Genomic DNA, 17,171 nt, shown 5'->3' on the forward strand with positions numbered 1-17,171 from the left:
GCAAGAGGTCAGCGGTTCGATCCCGCTTATCTCCACCAAATCAAAAGCCGGAATCTTGCGATTCCGGCTTTTTTCATTGCAGCACACTATATATTGCCCTGCTCCGGGCCAATCAACTCATTGATGCGCAATACCTGGTCGGCCGCCTGCAACAACAAGGGATGCTGCGCCATGCCGAACCCATCGCGCACCAGCGCCATGACAAAGCGCATGCCATGCAACACCAGCCGCGCGGCATGTTGTTCATCCGGATGCAGCACATTACCGGCAGCCCGCGGCCGCCAGCGCCGCTCGCGCCCGCCAGCGATCAAGCGCATACCCTCAGCCGGCGGCGCCTGCCGGCTATACAAGCGGTAGGGCAAGGGCCATTCATCCACCACTGGTGGCTGTCGTCCGGTCAGCTCCTGTACCACCTGCTCCAGCTCGCTGGCCAGGCGCAACAGCGCCTCCAGCCCGGTCTTCACCTGACTGCGCCCGCCTTGCATCATCTGCTCGTGCAACAATAGTACGCGGCGGTGCAAAAAACGCAGCTTGGCCAGTGCCAGCCGCCGTCCTGCGTCGTCCTGCCCTTCCCTGGCCTGCCTGGCCAGATCATCCAGATAGGCCACCCAGTCCAGGTATTCGGCCAATACCTCGCTGCCAGGCTGAAAATCGGCCACCTGCGCCGCGGCAGGGGCCGCACGGTAAGCCGGCTGCGGATTCCAGGCCGACGCATTCAACAACACATTCTGCTTGGGTGTGACTTTCACCGTGATTCCTCATCGCCTTGCTTGCCAGCCCCATGCAATTAAAACCATACGCTTATTTTATTTTAAATATATCGACAAATTATGCCTAAACTTTATGCGTCGCCATAGTCAGCGCGGCAGCCATGAAAAATGCCAGGGCAAAGCCCTGGCATGGGTGAACAGCAAGCAAGTAATCGCTCAGGAAAACAGCATGTGACCCAGCTTGGCCGCCTTGGTGTCCAGGTAATGGTCGTTGTGCGGATTACGGCCCACCATCAGCGGCACCCGCTCCACCACATCGATACCAGCGTTTTTCAGGGTTTCCAGCTTGCGCGGGTTATTGGTCATCACCCGCACGCTCTTGATGGACAGCGCATCCAGCATATGGCGCGCCACGCGGAAATCACGCATGTCGGCCGGAAAGCCCAGTTGTTCGTTGGCTTCCACCGTATCCGCACCGCCATCCTGCAGCTTGTAGGCGCGGATCTTGTTGATCAGGCCAATGCCGCGCCCTTCCTGCCGCAGGTAGAGCAAGGCACCACGGCCTTCCTTGGCGATGGCATCCAGCGCCGCCTCCAGCTGGAAGCCGCAATCGCAGCGCAGCGAAAACAGCGCGTCGCCAGTCAGGCACTCCGAGTGCAGACGGGCCAGCACCGGCAGACCATCGGCCACATTGCCCAGGGTCAGCACCACGTGTTCGCGCCGGCTGTCGGTTTCCTCGAAACCATGCATGGTGAACTCTCCCCACGGCGTGGGCAGGCGGCAGCTGGCCACATAATCGACAACGGGTTCTACCTGGGGATTGGGAAATTGCACGGCCATGCTTGCTCCGGAATCTGTTCAGAAAGCTCAGCGCTTGCCACGCAAAGCAATGAGTAATAGTGAGTACTATTTAACTGAGGGCAAGTTACATCTTTTCAAGCGGTGGCATGGCGGCAAAGGGAGCGGCCAGAACAATTGCCAATGCTGCCAGCCATACCAGACGGCTTTCATCGAAGAAACCCAGCTGGCTGGATTCGGCATCCAGAATGCCCAGCACGCGGTCGTGCTCGTCGACGACAGGCAGGCAGACTTCGCTTTTTACCTTGGGATCGCATTCGTAATAGCCACCACCCTCTGCCCGCCATGCCGCCACGTCTTCGATCAGCACACCCCAGCCAGTCAGTCCCACCCGGCTGTTATTGCTGGTTTCGGCAAAGGCTTCGGTCAGTGGGAATTCAGCCCGGCTGGGCAGGCCCTGATAAGCCAGCTTGAGCAGACGCGCCTCCTTGCCTTCGCCGGCGCGGCGATAGATGCCCAGCCAGTCGGCACCGATCTTGTGATTCACCGAATCCACCAGTGCGTGCAGATTGGTCAGCAGGGTGCGGGCGGCCTCGCTCTCGCCACCAAACCAGGGGGCCAGGTCATACGGCTCGTCGGCCAGTTCCTCGATCAGCGAGCAAGCGCCATCCTCGCTCAGCTTGGGCACCGGATAGCGGAACAGATCGCGCTGCAGCGGCGCCTTGTCCACGTCCAGCACCGCCTGCAGTGTCATCACGGCGATTTGCAGTTCGGTACGGTCAAGCTTCAAACCCTGTTCGCGCACATAATCATTAAGCTGGCGGTTGGGTATCATCAACACTCCTGGCATTAGCATAAACATTTGTCGGCAGCCATCAGGCCATCGACAAGATCGAACCTGCAAGGATACCAAGACCACCAGCAAAAGTCGCCCCGTTCACCAGCGTGGTTTCCCGCCTTCTTCGGCCAGCGGCAATGGCCAGGCAGCTGCTCTGGACATGAAAAAAGCTCCCTCGCGGGAGCTTTCGGTGTCATGCCAGATGGGCGCAATCAGCTGGCGCGGCCCAGCTTGAAGTTTTGCCACAGACGCGAGTACACGCGCAGGGTTTTCGGGTCAACCGACTTCATGATAAAGCCTTTTTTCACGTCATCCGCCGTCGGGAAGATGCTGCGGTCAGCCAGGTACTTCTTGTCGACAAAGGGACGTGCAGCCAGACTGCCCGGTGCGTAGGTCACCTTGTTGGCGTTGGCGGCTGCCACATGCGGGTCCAGCGTGTAGTTGATGAAGGCCAGCGCATTGGCCACATTGGCCGAATCCTTCGGGATGGTCATGCTGTCCACCCAGAAAGCCACGCCAGACGACGGCATCAGCACCTTGATGTTGACGCCACGCTTGGCTTCTTCGGCACGGCGCTTGGCGATGTTCAGATCGCCGCCATAACCCATGGCCAGGCAGACGTCGCCATTGGCGATATCGTTGATATAGCCGGAAGACGAGAACTGGGTGATGCTGCTGCGGATGGCAGCCAGCTGCGGGGTAACGGCCTTGTAGTCGGCCTCGTTATTGCTGCCCGGCTGTTTGCCATAGTAGTGCAGCACCTTGGGCAGTACGTCGGAGGCGGAGTCCAGGATGCTGACACCGCAGGACTTCAGCTTGGAAACGTATTCCGGCTTGAACAGCAGGTCCCACTCATTGGCTGGCAGCTTGCCGCCCAGTGCCTTTTTCACCTTGTCTTCATTGATACCCAGGGTGATGACGCCCCAGAAATACGGCACCGCGTACTTGTTACCCGGATCGGATGCTTCCATCAGCTTCAGCAGGGCCGGGTCCAGGTTCTTGTAATTGGGGATCTTGCTCTTGTCCAGCGGCTGGAACAGGCCAGCCTTGATGCCGACTTCCAGCACATTGTTAGACGGCACGGTGATGTCATAGCCGGAGCGGCCGGTCACCAGCTTGGCATTCAGCGTCTCCATGCTGTCATACACGTCGTAACGTACCTTGATGCCGGTTTTCTTGCTGAAATCAGGCACCGTGGTCGGTGCTATGTAATCGGACCAGTTGTAAATGTTGACAACCGGTGTACCAGCCTGAGCAGCCAGTGCAGATGCAGCCAACAGGCCGCCTACAAGCATTTTTTTCATTGTTTTACTACTCCTTTGATACAGGTTTGATGCTGCGTGCCCGTTTAGAATATCAGTACATTTATGATCAAATCTACTATTTCCTTAAACAGCCAGCTTTGACAGGCCGCTTCCAGCGCGCGCCACGCTCGCAGCAAAAATGCAAAAACCGCCAGAATATGGCGGTTTTGCTACAGGCCGGCAAGACGGGGCGGCGACTAGTGCCGCGCCTCGCGCACCGCAGCAACCAGATCGTAGTCGAACAGTGCATTGGCATCGTCTTCATCGAAAACATAATGCTGATTGCAGTAATCGCAGACGATTTCCACACTGCCCTGCTCCAGCAGGACTTCGCCCACTTCCTGGCCGCCCAGCATTTTCAGCATGTTCCCGACACGCTCCTGGCTGCAGTTGCAGGCAAAACTGACGCCCTCCGGCTCGAATACCCGTACCGTTTCCTCATGAAACAGCCGGTGCAGAATATCCTCTGCCGACAGGCCAAGCAGCTCTTCCGCCTGCAAGGTGCCACCCAGGATGCTGATGCGCTCCCAGCCTTCCGGCTCGCCATGCCCGTCCGGCAAACGCTGCAACAGCATGCCGGCGGCCGTGCTGTCGTTACAGGCCAGCACCAGCCGGGTTTCCAGCTGTTCGGAACGCAGCATGTAGTTTTCCAGCATCTGGCCGATGGTGTCGCCCTCCAGCGCCACAATGCCTTGCCAGGTTTGCGATTTGTCGTGGCGGGGTTCCAGCGTGATGACAAACTGGCCGCTACCGCCCAACAGTTCCAGAATGGCCGCATCGTCCGCCAGGTCGCCATCCCACTTGGCGGTGGCGCGCACCGTGCGGTCGTGGTTGCACTCCACCACAGCCAGGCGCAAGGGGCCGCTGCCATGCAGCTGCAAAATCATTGCACCTTCAAACTTGAGATTGGCAGCCATCAGCTCGGCGGCTGCCATCATTTCACCCAGAATGGTTTTCAGGGCTGCCGGATAGGCCCGGCGTGCCAGCACCTGCTGCCATGCACCATCCAGGCGCACCAGCGCACCGCGTACCGGTGCGCCATCAAACAGGAAGCGTTGCAAAGTATCGTGTTGGCTCATGCTGTTTTTTCCTTGGCGGCATCCTCGGCCACTTCTACGGTATAGACGGTCATCGGCAGGCAGGAATTGACATCAAACTCGCAGCCGGCACGCACGCCGATTTCTGCGATTTCCCGTGCACTCAAATCCTGCTCATAAGCGGCAAACATTGCCCCCATGGCGAATTTGCGCCCCGACCCTATCGCCCAGAAACGCGAAAACTGGTAGATCTCGCGCATGGGATAGACGCCGAAAATACCGTGGGCATTGGCGATCACCACCATCATCTGACTGGATTCGTATGGATCTTCCTCGTCCTCTTCCGAACGCAGATAAAACCCGTCTTTCAATTTGGGATGCAGTTTGCGAAAGGTATCGAAAATACCCTTGCGACTGGTGAGATCCTTTTTCTTCAGCTCTTTCAACGCACCTTGCAATACCAGATCGTGGGCGGCAGAACCGGAAATGGCCAGATAGCTGTCGCCATGCTGGAAAATCTTGTTATGAAAACAGTCATATCCGGCCAACAGTTTCTGATCGTCGCCAAAGGTGGTCTGGCTATCGGCGGCAATAGCAATCTGATTACCTTTTCTCACTGCCACAATGGTTGTCATTACTGCGCTGCCTGCTTGCAAGGGAAGGGGCTAATATAGGGACGCACTGCAAAAAAGCAAGTCTGCCGCCCCCGGACAAGCACAAAGCCGACTTGCGTCGGCTTTGTCATCATCCAGCGACGAGCAAGAGCTTACAAAACCACGGCCGGCTTTTTCACCGCCTTCAGCTTGCTGCCGGCAGAGTTGTAGGACTGGGCCGCCGGATCCTGTGGCACCGCCTGCTGCTCGGCAGGAGCACCACCCTTGGGCGGCAAGGACAACCAGCGCACAGCAGCCAGCTCACCCGGATTGGCAGTGCCACTCTTGCAGGTCAGACACACCGGCTTGCCACTGCGCTCCTTGAGCGCCTGATCGACCCGCTTGCCCACCACGGCCACCGCATGGGTACGCTGCCATTCCAGCAGGCTATCGGCCAGATGGGGGAAGGACGGATCATCCTGCTTGTAGTGGTTTTTGTAGGCCGTCAGCCACAATTCGCCAGCGCCATCCTCGTTTAGCAGGACAGTCTGATAGGCCACGGTTACCGCCGCGCCTCTTTGTACGGTATCAGCCAGATTCAAGGCATCGGGATTTTTCAGCCGGATACAGCCATGGCTGCGAAACCCCGGCACCGAGGCTGGCGCATTGGTGCCATGGAAACCCAGCCCCAGCTTGGCCTCGCCAAAGCGGATGAACACCGGCCCCAGGGGATTATCCGGACCTGGCGGCACCACGGTCAGCACCGGCTTGCCCTGGTTTTTCTGTTCTTCCTGGATAGATTTGGGAACATGCCAGCTTGGATCGCGATACACGCCGGTGATGGCATAGCTACCTGTCGGCGTCTGGGTCAGCATCTTGCCCACGGCCACCGGATAGATTTTTTGCAGACGGCCATCCTGATACAAAAACAGCCGCGCTTGCGGCAGATTCACCACCAGGTGCTGGCCGGTCTGACTGATCAGGATGTCCGGCTCCGGCATGTTGGCAGCCCAGCCCGCCATGCTGCCCAGCAACAGAACCACACCAGGTACAAGAGTAAAAACCGACTGCTTCATCGCGCACCAGACCAATAGTTTTTGATTGAAGGCATCATAACAGAAACCCGATAATCACCGCTCTGGCAAAAATCGCTGCGCAGCGGCGCATATTTTGAGAAAATCACGCTTTTCCGCCTGACTTACCACACGAATACAATGACTCAGCAACAGACCATTGCTCTGGTCGAATCACTTGACCACGAAGGCCGCGGGGTCGCCCACGTCGACGGCAAAACCATTTTCATCGACGGCGCCTTGCCGTATGAAAAGGTAATATACAGCGCCTATCGCAAAAAGCCCACGTACGAAAACGCCAACACCACCGCCGTGCTGAAGGAAAGCTTCATGCGCGCCACGCCATCCTGCCCGCACTACGGCACCTGTGGCGGCTGCTCCATGCAACACGTCGAATTTACTGCCCAGGTCGCCATCAAGCAGCGCGTGCTGGAAGACAATCTCAAGTTCATCGGCAAGGTAAAAGCCGAACGCATTCTCACCCCGATTGCCGGCCCTACCTGGCATTACCGTCACCGCGCCCGCCTGTCGGCCCGCATGGTGCCGAAAAAAGGTGGCGTACTGGTGGGCTTTCATGAAAAGAACTCCAGCTACATCGCAGAAATGCGCGAGTGTCATATCCTGCCCCAGCATATTTCCGACCTGATCCTGCCGCTGCGCGAGATGATCGCCAAGCTGTCGATCAACAGCCGCATGCCGCAAGTAGAAGTAGCGGTAGGTGACAAGGTGGACGTGCTGGTATTCCGCAATATGGATGCCATCAGCAAGGCTGACGAAAAGCTGCTGCAACAGTTCGCCGACCAGCACCGCCAGCCGCAACGACCACTGCAGATCTGGCTGCAGCCGGCGGGCCCGGATACCTGTTATCCGATCTACCCGCTGGACGCGCCGCGCCTGAGCTACAGCATGCCGCAATACGGCGTGGAAATGCCCTACTACCCCACCGAATTCACCCAGGTGAACCCGCAGATCAATGCGGTGATGGTGGCACGCGCCCTCAGCTTCCTCGACCCGCAACCGGGCGAACGCATTGCCGACATGTTCTGCGGCATCGGCAACTTCACCCTGCCCATTGCCCGCTCCGGCGCCAATGTACACGGCATGGAAGGCAGCCAGGCACTGGTCAAGCGCGCCGTGGAGAATGCCACCCATAACGGCCTGCAAGACAAGGTGACGTATGAAATGGCCAACCTGTTCGATGTCACCCCGGAAAGCTTTGCCGCACTGGGCAAGTTCGACAAGATGCTGGTCGACCCGCCGCGCGATGGTGCCATCCAGCTGCTCAAGGCCATGACCGACGACACCGCGCCGCAGCGTATCGTGTATGTCTCCTGTAACCCGGCCACGCTGGCGCGCGACGCCAATGTGCTGGTGAACACCAAGGGCTATACGCTCAAGGCCGCCGGCATCATTAACATGTTCCCGCACACCGCCCACGTCGAGTCCGTCGCCTGGTTCGAAAAAACCGGCCCGGCCAAGAGCCTGAAGGAAGTGGCGGACATGGAAGCGGCGGAAGAAGCCATCCGCGAAGCCAAGCGTCAGGCCCGCAAGCAGCAGGAAGCCGAGGCAGAAGCCCGTAAACAGGCCGAACTCGCGGAAAAAGCCGCAGCCAAGGAAGCCCGCCGTCAGCACTATCTGGATAACAAGGACTATTACGACGCCAGAAGTGCAGCACAGCAGCAGGCACGTGATGCCGCTGCCACTGGTGAGGATGGTTCCAGCAAGGAATAAGCTGTTTTGGGTGTTTGCCTGTAGCGTTCGACCCCAGTTGTCACCCGGAGCGAGCGATGCAGGCGCACCTGACCGACAGCTAGATATCCAGAATCAAAACCCCGGATTCACGTGTTGAACTCAAAGACACGCGGATACCGGGGTTTACTTTGCGCGTAGGAAAGCGCGCCAAGGTGTGGTACTTCCGTAGCAAAGTAGCTTGTACCGCAGCGACCTCAGCCGCCGGCAATGCAGCAGCACTCGACAAGCACGGATTCATCGCTAGATACCCGGGGCATAGGAGGAAGGGAAGCTGGCTTGCAGCTAAGCCGAAGCAGTGCTTAAACAAACACTTAAGCACTGTGGCGCAAGGGATACATAAGGAAAATCCACATTGCTATACCGGTATTTTCAACTGTAAAATTAGGAAACTTATGGCAAAGCCGGTGAAAGCCGGTGACGCAAAACTAAAGGGACTACCGGACGCATATTGCTCCTATGTCAGCCAGTTGCCTGCTACCGCCCGGTAGCTGACAGCGCCTTTAGCTTTGCTTTGGATCTCCAAAGGAAAACGATGAGCGCCTCAAACACTATGCCCCGTCAGCAAGACAATGCGCTGGCAAACGCGACCTCCGCCAAGACGGCTGATGGCCTGCTGTCTGATGCCGGTTTTCTGGGTCAAAGCAATTTTTCTGCATCACCGGCACTGCCTGTTAATCAGTCGGCCCTGCCCAGTAACAGCCTGATGGCTGCGACCGTGAGCACAACGGCTGCCAGTACAGCAGCGCTGTCCAGTACAACATCCACCACAGCAGCCAGCAGCAGCACGCTGAAAATGAGCACGGCGACAACCGCGCCGTCGTGGATTTCCACGCTGTCCGACTCGGTATTGAAGGCTGACATGAACTCCATGTCCGGCACCGTGACCGAAGCCGGGCTGGCCAAGCTGGTGACCGATTTGTCTGCGGAGCTGACCAGCAACAAGACCACGCTGTCGAGCAGCCAGTTCAATGATCTGAAAACCATCGTTGCCGACCTGAACGTGGGCGAGACGGCTTCCGCTTACAATCTGTATACCCTGAATGCGCTGGTCAACGGCAATGCCGCCAATGCCTCCTGGACAGGTGGCAATGCATCCAGCAGCAGTCTGGGCAATCTGGCTGCAGGTTCTTCCGCCACGCAGCTGAGCAATCTGGATGGCAAGTGGTTGCTGGGCACTGATCTACCCTCCTCCACCGTCACCGTGGATGGCTCTACCTCAAAAATTACCTATAGCACCAGCACGGCAGCGCTGTTTGGTGCCAGCGGCCCGGCAGCCAGCGATATCAATCAGGGCAAGCTGGGCGATTGCTATTTCCTTTCTTCCATTGCCGAGGTGGCCAGCCAGAACGCCGGCATCATCAAGAACATGATCACGGTGAACGGTAACGGCAGTTATGGCGTGGCCTTCCACTTCCATGGCAGCACCGAGTACGTTACCGTCAACAACACCTTGCAAACCGGCTGCAATTCCGGCAGCAATATGTGGGCTACCCTGCTGGAAAAGGCCTATGCCGAATTGCAGTCCATCAATGTGACCACCGGCAACAGCTACACCGGCAACAGCTTTACCGCCATCGGCAATGGCGGCCTGCCAGAGTACGCACTGGAGTCGATTACCGGGGCATCGCAGATCACCGACTTCAGCGCCAGTGGTTCCAGCTGGCTGTGCCGTACCTATAACGCTTCGCTGTCCGGTACTGGTTCGCAAAGCGGTGTCAGCACGGCTTCGGTGCTGAGCACGCTGAAAGCCGATCTGGCCGCCGGGGATGATGTGGTGTTGTCGTCCAACACCTGGAGCTATGACGCTGGTGGCAAAGTGCAGCTGGTGGCCGGCCATGCCCTGTCGATTTATGGCATCGATGCGGCCAATGGCAATCTGGAAATTCGCAACCCATGGGGCACACAGACCGGTCAATACTGGAACACCACTTTCGAAGTCAGCCTGGCCACCCTGCTGGCTGCCGGCGACACCATCACCGTGGATAATGCTGGCGGCTCGGTTCCGGTTACCCCCTCGGCACCGATTCTCAACACGCAGACCGCCAACCAGACGCTGGCCGCCAACCATGCTTTCTCGCTGTCGCTGGCCAGTGCCTTTTCCGATCCGCAAGGCCAGACCCTGAGCTACAAGGTAACCCAGGCCAACGGCCAGGCCCTGCCGTCCTGGCTCAGCTTCAATGCCAGCACTGACACCCTGTCCGGCACCACGCCGCTGACTTCCAGCTCGACGCAGGTGCTGGTGACTGTGACTGATACTTCCGGCCTGTCGGCAACCGAAACCTTTAGTATCGCCGATACCGCATTGGCACCGACCTTGGCCAAGGCTACCGCCACGCAGGTAGTGACGCCGGGTCATACCTTCAGCTTTGCCCTGCCTTCCGGCACCTTTACCGACCCACAAGGCGAAACCCTCAGCTACAGCGCCAAGCTGGCCAGTGGTGCTGCGCTGCCGTCCTGGCTCAGCTTCAATACACAAACCCAGACGTTCAGCGGCACCGCACCTACGGCCAATACATCGGTAGCCGTGCAAGTGGTGGCCACCAATCAGGCAGGCCTCACTGCATCGGAAAGCTTTACCCTGAACGATGCCTATGTCGCGCCTACCCTGAATGCGCAGACCGCCAACCAGACCCTTGCCGCCAACCACGCGTTCTCGGTATCGCTGGCCAATGCCTTCAGCGACCCGCAAGGTCTGGCTCTGAGCTACAAGGTGACTCAGGCCAATGGTCAGGCCTTGCCGTCGTGGATGACTTACAACGCCAGCACCAATACCCTGTCCGGCACCACCCCGTATGGCAGCAGCAGCACACAGGTGATGGTGAAGGTAACGGACACTGCAGGACTGACTTCTTCGGAAACCTTCACCATCAGCGATACCGCCTACTCACCGACGCTGAGCAAGGCTACCGCTACCCAGCTGGTGACCCCGGGCCATACTTTCAGCATTGCCCTGCCGGCCGGTACCTTTACCGATCCGCAAGGTGAAACCCTCAGCTACACAGCCAAGCTGGCCAGCGGCGCTGCCCTGCCCTCCTGGCTCAGCTTCAATGCGCAAACCCAGACTTTCAGCGGTAATGCGCCCAGCGCCAGCACTTCGCTGTCGCTGGTGGTCAGCGCCAGCAACCAGGCCGGCCTGTCCACTTCGGAAACCTTCACCCTGAATGATGCCTATGTGGCCCCGACGCTGAATCAGCAAACCGCCAACCAGACCATCAATGCCGGCAAGGCTTTCAGCATCGCTCTACCCAGCACCACCTTTGTCGATCCGCAAGGCCTGGCGCTGACTTACAAGGCCGCACTGAGTGGCGGCCAGGCACTGCCATCCTGGCTGACGTTCAACGCCCAGACCGAAACCTTCTCCGGCACGGCGCCGACCACCGCTGGCACTTTCGGCATTACCCTGACGGCCACTGACAGCGCCGGTCTGTCCGCATCGGAAACCTTCTCCATCAACGATGTGGCTAGCGTGCTGAAGGCACCGGTGGTCAACCAGCTGCCGCTGGCCATCAGTTTCAATACCAATGGCACACTCAATATCAGCGTACCGCAAGGCACTTTTACCGATCCGCAAGGGCAGACGCTGACTTACGGTGCCACGCAGTCCAACGGCCAGGCGCTGCCCAGCTGGATTACCTTCAATGCCAAAACCGACAGCTTTGTCGCCAGCATGGGCAGCCAGACCGAATCGGCCAGCATCACCGTGAAGGCCACCGATACCTCCGGCCTGTCGGCCAGCGAAACCTTCTCGCTGACCTTGGGCGGTACTGGATCGCAAGGCCTGGCTCACGCCAGCGCGCCGGCCATTTCGCTGGTAGGTGTCAACCTGTCGGCAGCCGCTCTGGCCGAGCTGCATCTGGCCTAGTGGCTTAGCACGCAAAAACAGCGCACTGCCTTTGCCGGCAGTGCGCTGTTTTCATTGGGCTGCTGCTCAAGCCTCAGCCCCGGCCAATACTGCTAGGGCTGGCTGGCCTGTGCTGAAAAATTGCGATCCAGCAAAACCATGTCCTCACCACGCAAGGCGCCGCTGTCGGCACGCAAGGCAATCCAGCTGACCAGCTGGTTGTACTGGGCCAGCAGCAGATCGCGGCGGGCCTGGTATAGCTGCTCCTCACTATTGAGGATGTCGGTCAGGGTCTTGACGCCGGCCCCCAGGCCCAGCTTGCTGGCCTTGACCGTTTCCTCGCTGGAGATCACGGCTTTTTTCAGTGCCGCCACCTTGCGCGCACCATTGCTGACACCATAAAACTGCCTGGTCACCTCCAGCTCCACCTGCGTTCTGGCATTGTCCAGCTCGGCCAGGGCCTGCCGGTATTGCGCGCTGGTTTGCACGATCTGGGCCGAATTGTAGCCGCCGTTGAAAATCGGCACGCTCAGCTCGATGCCGATCGCATTCTGGGTGATGTGCTGGTTGATGGTGGAGACGGAACTGGCGCTGGAGCGGTCCTTGCTGGCGACCAGATCCAGCGTGGGATAGTTGCTGGCTTTGGCTTTGCGCAGTTCCTGTTCGGCGACCTGCACATTCAGCTGCGCTGCGCGGATGTCCGGGCTGTACTGGAGGGCCTTGTCGCGCCAGTCGGACACCGTGCCATCCGCACCCAGGTATTGCCCGATATCACCAGCCGGCTCGGCCAGCCCGGTTGCCGCTACGCCAGTCAGGGCCAGCAGACTGCGCTCGGCAATGAGCTGCATATTGCGGGCCTCGATCAGCTCCGACTCGGCCATCGCCATGCGCGCCTCGGCGTCGTGGATGTCGGTCACCGTGCCATCGCCCTGCTCGAACAGCTTTTGCGCCTGCTGGCGGGCGCTGCTGAGCGCGTGCAGCTTGGCCTCGCTGAGCACGATGTTTTTCTGTGACAGCAACAAACCCAGATAAGCCGACAGATAGCGCACCGCCAGCTCGTTTTCCTTGCGGGAAAAAACCGCTTCGCTGTAGTCGGCGCGGGCATTGCCCTGCTGGTAGATGGCCCAGCGTTGCAGATTGAACACCGGCTGGCGCAGCTGGATGGCCGCGTCCTGGCTCATATACTTCAGCGGCGAGGTGGACAGCGTGCCAAAAAAGTCGGGGGCAGTATCCGAACCGGTGACCTTGCTGCGGTTGAAACTGGCACTCAGCGTAGGCAGCAACTGCGCCTGGCCCAGCTGGCGGTTGGCCGCGCCGGCTTCTCGTTCGGCGTTGGCAGACTGGTATTGCGGGTCGTTCTGCCGCGCCAGCTGAAACCCCTCCAGCAAGCCATAAGCATGGACAAACGGCGGCAGCAGCAAGGCAGAGCTGAGCACTAGCGCATAAAGACAACAAGGCCTGCGTACGGCCATTCAGCTCTCCTTGAAGGCGAGGTTCATGCGATCCAGGATGGGCTTGAGCAGATAGCGCAACATGGTACGCTCGCCGCTCTTGATGACGATGGTGGCCGGCATGCCTGGCTTCACCTGCTGATTACCCAGCAGCTGCATGCCAGCCGGTGTGACCTTGATTTGCGCCAGATAATAAGGCGTGCCGGTTTTCTGATCGAGCAAGCGGTCGGCGGAAAAGGTGGCTACCACGCCAGGTATCACCGGGGTGCTTTGCTGGTTCAGCGCCGGAAAGGTGATGTCTACCGGCAGGCCGGGATGCACCTTGGCGCTCATGGCCGGATCGACCGAGGCTTCGATCAGCAAGGGCTGATGTGTCGGTACGACATCCATCAGGGGCTGCCCCGGCTGCACCACGCCACCAACGGTATGCAGCTTCAGCCCCACCACCAGTCCGTCAATCGGCGAGCGGATGATGCTGTTGGCCACGGCATAGCGCTGTGCGGTGAGCCGGTCGCGCAAGGCGTCGGTTTCTTTCTGGATGTCCGTCAGCTGCGACTCGACTTCTTTCTGGTAATCCTGCTGACGCGCAATGCGGCGCAGCCTGGTTTCGGCGATGCTGTCCTGCACCCGGCCGATATTGGCAATGGTGTCCGCCAGCTCGCCCTTGATTTCCGCCGCCGCACGCTCCAGCTGGTACAGGCGGTTCTTGGGCACATAGCCGCCGGCAGCCAGTTCGCGGATACCTTCCAGCTCCTTGTCCTGCCACTTGCTTTGTTCGGCCCGGGCAGCCTTTACTCCCTGGAATCCGCGCAGCTGTTGTTGCAGGCCGCTGATGTTTTCATCCTGGGCCTGCAACTCGTTGCGCAAGGCTGCGCGCCGGGTATTGAACAGCTGGGTCTGCAGCAATTTGGCCTGCTCCACCCGTGGGTCACTGGCCAGCGCGTTCAGCTCGGACGAAAAAACCAGCGTCGGCTTGCCATCGCGCTCGGCCAGCAGGCGGTCCTCGATGGCACGGGCACTGATGAACTGCGCCAGGGTGCTGCCCATCTGCGCCCGGGCCTCGGTATCGTTCAGCACAATCAGCGACTGGCCTTTTTTCACCAGCGCGCCCTCGCCGACCAGCAGTTGTTCGATGCTGCCGCCAGTCAGGTGCTGCACGGTCTGGCGATTGCTGGCAACAGTGACGCTGCCATTGGCTGTGACCCCCTCATCCAGTGGTGCCAGTGCTGCCCACAGCATGAAGCCGCCAAAACCCACCAGCAACAGCTTTACCCCACGGCGGCCTATGCGGCCATCATCGGTATCCACCCGGCCAAACTGCTCGATGCCGGGCTTGTCGGTATGCTCCGGCTGCGGGCGACGGAGGGATGCTGTCAATTTGCGGAACAGATTCATGCCTGGCTCTCGCTGGAAGTGTGGCCGGCCTGGTCCTGGGGGGCCGCCTGCTGTTGTTGCAGCGCCTGCTGGGCTGCCTGGTTCAGCGCGTACAGCACCTGATCGCGCGGGCCGAACAGGTGCAGCTGGCCATCGCGCATCACCAGCAACTTGTCCACCGCATTGAGAATGCTGGTGCGATGGGTGATCAGCACCACGGTGGTGCCGTGTGCTTTCAGGTCCATCACGGTGTGGATCAGTGCCTGTTCGCCAACATCGTCCAGATTGGAATTGGGCTCATCCAGCACCACGAAAGCCGGGCTGGCGTAAATGGCACGGGCCAGGGCGATACGCTGCTTCTGCCCGCCGGACAACATGCTGCCGCCATCGCCCAGCCGGGTATCGTAACCCTGGGGGAAGCGCAGAATCATCTCGTGCACACCGGCCCTGGTGGCGGCCTCGATCACCAGTTGCGAATCGATATCGCCAAAGCGGGCGATGTTCTCGGCAATGCTGCCTTCAAACAGCTCGATATCCTGCGGCAAATAGCCGATATGCGGGCCCAGCTCGTCCTTGTTCCACTGGAAGATATCCGCGCCATCCAGCCGCACCTTGCCCGACTGTGCCGGCCAGATCCCGACCAGCAGGCGTGCCAGCGTTGATTTACCCGCCGCACTCGGGCCGACAATGCCGACGATATCGCCATGCTGCATGGCGCAGCTGATGCCCTTGAGAATGGGCGTGTGGCCGCCCGGCGCACCAGCCACGACCGCCTCTACCTGCACATTGCCCTGCGGCCGTGGCAGACTCATGCCGCTGATGCGGGCCGGATACTCGGCCAACAGCTCATCCAGACGCTGATAGGCGCTGCGTGCGCCGATGAGTTGCTTCCAGGTCGCAATGGCCATTTCCACCGGCTGCAGTGCGCGGCCCATCAGGATGGAGCCGGCAATCATCATGCCGGGGGAGATTTCATTCTGGATGGCCAGCAAGGCACCAACAGCCAGCACTAGCGACTGCAACGACAGCCGCACCAGCTTGGAAATCGCCCCGATGCGCGCGGCCTTGTCCGATGCTTCGGTCTGTTTTTCCAGCACCCGGCTCTGAAACAGGAACCAGCGCTCGCGCAAGGCGGGCAGCATGCCCATGGCCTCGATCACTTCAGCGTTGCGCAGATTGTTGTTGGCGTAATTTCCTGCGGCAATGGCGGCCTGATTGGCCTCGGCCAATGGCTTACGGGTGGACAGCTCGGTCAGCCAGGCCAGCGCACACAGAATGAGCATGCCCCCCAGCACAAACAGACCCAGTATCCAGTGAAACATGAAGGTAACGGCAAGATAGATGGGGGCCCAGGGCGCATCAAAGAAGGCAAACAGCCCATTACCGGTGAGAAACTGACGCACGCTGGTCAGATCATGCAGGGCCTGGCCGGCATTGCCGTTGTTCCGGCGCAGATTGCGCTCGAAGGCGGCTGTGAATACGCGAAAGTTCAGCTGCATGTCCAGGCGGTTTCCCACCCGTATCAAGACTGCAGAACGCACCAGCTCCAGCAGTGACATCAGGCCGTACAGGCCCACCACCATCAACGTCAGCATCAGCAGCGTGGTTTCGTTGCGGCTGTGCAGCACCCGGTCGTAGATCTGCAGCATGTAGATGGAAGGCAGCAACATCAGCAGATTGATGACGGCACTGAAGCCGGCCAGCTGGTAGAAGGTCTGCCGGAAGGTCTGCAAAACCTGAGAAAGTTCGGAACGGGACTGTAACAGACGTTTCATCGGCAAAAGGCTCTGGGTGATCTACATGGAAGCAAGCGCAGCGGGCGATGCAGTTGGCCTCGGCCTGTAAAAATGTGCAAACGATTTTATCACAGCGCCAGACGGCCATGCTGACGTCTTCAAGCCGCACCAGCGAAGCGCTGCAGACCTTGCAACTGTCCCGAACCGGCAGCAGGGCCATCCACCGCAGTGGTAAATGGCCGCACGCCAGCCACGGCTGCTTATAGCTGATACTGGGCGATGATTTGCATCTGGCGCTCGGCCTGTCCGCGCAAGTCCTTGGCACTGCCGGCGGTTTGCGAAGCGGCCGAGTTGGCCTGCTCCGACATCTGGGCGATGCGCTCCACCTGCTGGGCAATGCTGTTGCTGGCCATGCCCTGTTCCTTGATCGCCACCGAGATGTCAGCCACCATGCCGGTGGTACTGGCCGCCGCTTCACCTATGCTCTGAATGGCACGGTCCGCTTCATCGGCCCGGCTGACTCCGCCCTCCACCAGCATTTCCGCATTCTTCATCTGCTCCACCACCGCAGACGAAGCCTGCTGCATGGCCTGCAGGCTGGCAGATATCTCCTGGGTAGAACTGGCGGTGCGCTCGGCCAGCTTGCGTACCTCGTCGGCCACCA

The 17,171-nt window shown here is 59.6% G+C and carries 14 protein-coding genes and 1 riboswitch; of the genes, 2 read left to right on the forward strand and 12 right to left on the reverse strand.

The features are described from left to right. Nucleotides 1-86: 86 nt before the first annotated feature. The 7 genes from EAY64_RS16350 to EAY64_RS16380 form a co-directional block, all read right to left on the reverse strand. Nucleotides 87-749, reverse strand: a complete 663-nt coding sequence (locus EAY64_RS16350; protein ID WP_103525807.1) for a hypothetical protein — start codon at nucleotides 747-749, stop codon at nucleotides 87-89. Between the two features lie 177 nt (nucleotides 750-926). After that, nucleotides 927-1,550: a GTP cyclohydrolase II gene (gene ribA, locus EAY64_RS16355; RefSeq protein ID WP_103525808.1), complete on the reverse strand. Its 624-nt coding sequence runs from the start codon at nucleotides 1,548-1,550 to the stop codon at nucleotides 927-929. A gap of 85 nt (nucleotides 1,551-1,635) precedes the next feature. Continuing rightward, nucleotides 1,636-2,343 carry a GAF domain-containing protein gene (locus tag EAY64_RS16360; protein WP_103525809.1) on the reverse strand — a complete coding sequence of 236 codons (708 nt, stop codon included), beginning with the start codon at nucleotides 2,341-2,343 and terminating at the stop codon, nucleotides 1,636-1,638. A 215-nt stretch (nucleotides 2,344-2,558) separates the two neighbouring features. Beyond that, nucleotides 2,559-3,650, reverse strand: coding sequence for a polyamine ABC transporter substrate-binding protein (locus tag EAY64_RS16365; RefSeq protein WP_103525810.1), 1,092 nt, complete (start codon nucleotides 3,648-3,650; stop codon nucleotides 2,559-2,561). A 197-nt stretch (nucleotides 3,651-3,847) separates the two neighbouring features. Further along, nucleotides 3,848-4,729: an Hsp33 family molecular chaperone HslO gene (gene hslO, locus EAY64_RS16370; RefSeq protein WP_103525811.1), complete on the reverse strand. Its 882-nt coding sequence runs from the start codon at nucleotides 4,727-4,729 to the stop codon at nucleotides 3,848-3,850. Beyond that, a complete protein-coding gene (locus EAY64_RS16375) occupies nucleotides 4,726-5,322 on the reverse strand; it encodes an Ntn hydrolase family protein (protein ID WP_103525812.1) in 597 nt (198 codons plus the stop codon). Before EAY64_RS16375 ends, hslO begins: the two co-directional genes overlap by 4 nt. Nucleotides 5,323-5,453: 131 nt before the next feature. Continuing rightward, nucleotides 5,454-6,356, reverse strand: a complete 903-nt coding sequence (locus EAY64_RS16380) for a L,D-transpeptidase (RefSeq protein WP_103525813.1) — start codon at nucleotides 6,354-6,356, stop codon at nucleotides 5,454-5,456. A 138-nt stretch (nucleotides 6,357-6,494) separates the two neighbouring features. On the opposite strand from EAY64_RS16380, the gene rlmD reads away from it, so the two are divergent. After that, nucleotides 6,495-8,084, forward strand: coding sequence for a 23S rRNA (uracil(1939)-C(5))-methyltransferase RlmD (rlmD, locus tag EAY64_RS16385; RefSeq protein WP_103525814.1), 1,590 nt, complete (start codon nucleotides 6,495-6,497; stop codon nucleotides 8,082-8,084). 405 nt (nucleotides 8,085-8,489) lie between these two features. Continuing rightward, nucleotides 8,490-8,580: riboswitch (cyclic di-GMP riboswitch) on the forward strand. A gap of 200 nt (nucleotides 8,581-8,780) precedes the next feature. Here rlmD and EAY64_RS20435 read toward each other — a convergent pair. After that, nucleotides 8,781-8,966, reverse strand: coding sequence for a hypothetical protein (locus EAY64_RS20435; RefSeq protein ID WP_158604712.1), 186 nt, complete (start codon nucleotides 8,964-8,966; stop codon nucleotides 8,781-8,783). Between EAY64_RS20435 and EAY64_RS16390 the strand changes: the two genes are divergently transcribed. Continuing rightward, nucleotides 8,965-11,967, forward strand: a complete 3,003-nt coding sequence (locus EAY64_RS16390; RefSeq protein ID WP_158604713.1) for a putative Ig domain-containing protein — start codon at nucleotides 8,965-8,967, stop codon at nucleotides 11,965-11,967. The two genes, EAY64_RS20435 and EAY64_RS16390, sit on opposite strands and share 2 nt — an antisense overlap. Nucleotides 11,968-12,059: 92 nt before the next feature. Here the strand turns inward: EAY64_RS16390 and EAY64_RS16395 are convergent, their stop codons facing one another. From EAY64_RS16395 to EAY64_RS16415, 4 genes are all read right to left on the reverse strand, one after another. Continuing rightward, the gene (locus EAY64_RS16395) at nucleotides 12,060-13,418 is read right to left on the reverse strand and encodes a TolC family outer membrane protein (protein ID WP_103525816.1); all 1,359 of its coding nucleotides are present in this window, start codon (nucleotides 13,416-13,418) and stop codon (nucleotides 12,060-12,062) included. Beyond that, the gene (locus EAY64_RS16400; RefSeq protein WP_103525817.1) at nucleotides 13,419-14,792 is read right to left on the reverse strand and encodes an HlyD family type I secretion periplasmic adaptor subunit; all 1,374 of its coding nucleotides are present in this window, start codon (nucleotides 14,790-14,792) and stop codon (nucleotides 13,419-13,421) included. Next, entirely contained in the window at nucleotides 14,789-16,546 is a 1,758-nt protein-coding gene (locus tag EAY64_RS16405) for a type I secretion system permease/ATPase (protein WP_103525818.1), read from the reverse strand. Before EAY64_RS16405 ends, EAY64_RS16400 begins: the two co-directional genes overlap by 4 nt. A gap of 221 nt (nucleotides 16,547-16,767) precedes the next feature. After that, nucleotides 16,768-17,171, reverse strand: a 404-nt coding sequence (locus EAY64_RS16415) for a methyl-accepting chemotaxis protein (RefSeq protein ID WP_305000381.1), incomplete at its 5' end; no start/stop codon positions are given.

This window comes from Aquitalea palustris (assembly GCF_003693445.1).
Taxonomy (GTDB): domain Bacteria; phylum Pseudomonadota; class Gammaproteobacteria; order Burkholderiales; family Chromobacteriaceae; genus Aquitalea; species Aquitalea palustris.

Excerpts from the sequence above, each read along its gene's own strand:
- ribA (WP_103525808.1), bottom strand. The coding sequence starts at position 1,550 with ATGGCCGTGCAATTTCCCAATCCCCAGGTAGAACCCGTTGTCGATTAT.
- EAY64_RS16360 (WP_103525809.1), bottom strand. The coding sequence starts at position 2,343 with ATGATACCCAACCGCCAGCTTAATGATTATGTGCGCGAACAGGGTTTG.
- EAY64_RS16365 (WP_103525810.1), bottom strand. The coding sequence starts at position 3,650 with ATGAAAAAAATGCTTGTAGGCGGCCTGTTGGCTGCATCTGCACTGGCT.
- hslO (WP_103525811.1), bottom strand. The coding sequence starts at position 4,729 with ATGAGCCAACACGATACTTTGCAACGCTTCCTGTTTGATGGCGCACCG.
- EAY64_RS16375 (WP_103525812.1), bottom strand. The coding sequence starts at position 5,322 with ATGACAACCATTGTGGCAGTGAGAAAAGGTAATCAGATTGCTATTGCC.
- EAY64_RS16380 (WP_103525813.1), bottom strand. The coding sequence starts at position 6,356 with ATGAAGCAGTCGGTTTTTACTCTTGTACCTGGTGTGGTTCTGTTGCTG.
- rlmD (WP_103525814.1), top strand. The coding sequence starts at position 6,495 with ATGACTCAGCAACAGACCATTGCTCTGGTCGAATCACTTGACCACGAA.
- EAY64_RS16390 (WP_158604713.1), top strand. The coding sequence starts at position 8,965 with ATGAACTCCATGTCCGGCACCGTGACCGAAGCCGGGCTGGCCAAGCTG.
- EAY64_RS20435 (WP_158604712.1), bottom strand. The coding sequence starts at position 8,966 with ATGTCAGCCTTCAATACCGAGTCGGACAGCGTGGAAATCCACGACGGC.
- EAY64_RS16395 (WP_103525816.1), bottom strand. The coding sequence starts at position 13,418 with ATGGCCGTACGCAGGCCTTGTTGTCTTTATGCGCTAGTGCTCAGCTCT.
- EAY64_RS16400 (WP_103525817.1), bottom strand. The coding sequence starts at position 14,792 with ATGAATCTGTTCCGCAAATTGACAGCATCCCTCCGTCGCCCGCAGCCG.
- EAY64_RS16405 (WP_103525818.1), bottom strand. The coding sequence starts at position 16,546 with ATGAAACGTCTGTTACAGTCCCGTTCCGAACTTTCTCAGGTTTTGCAG.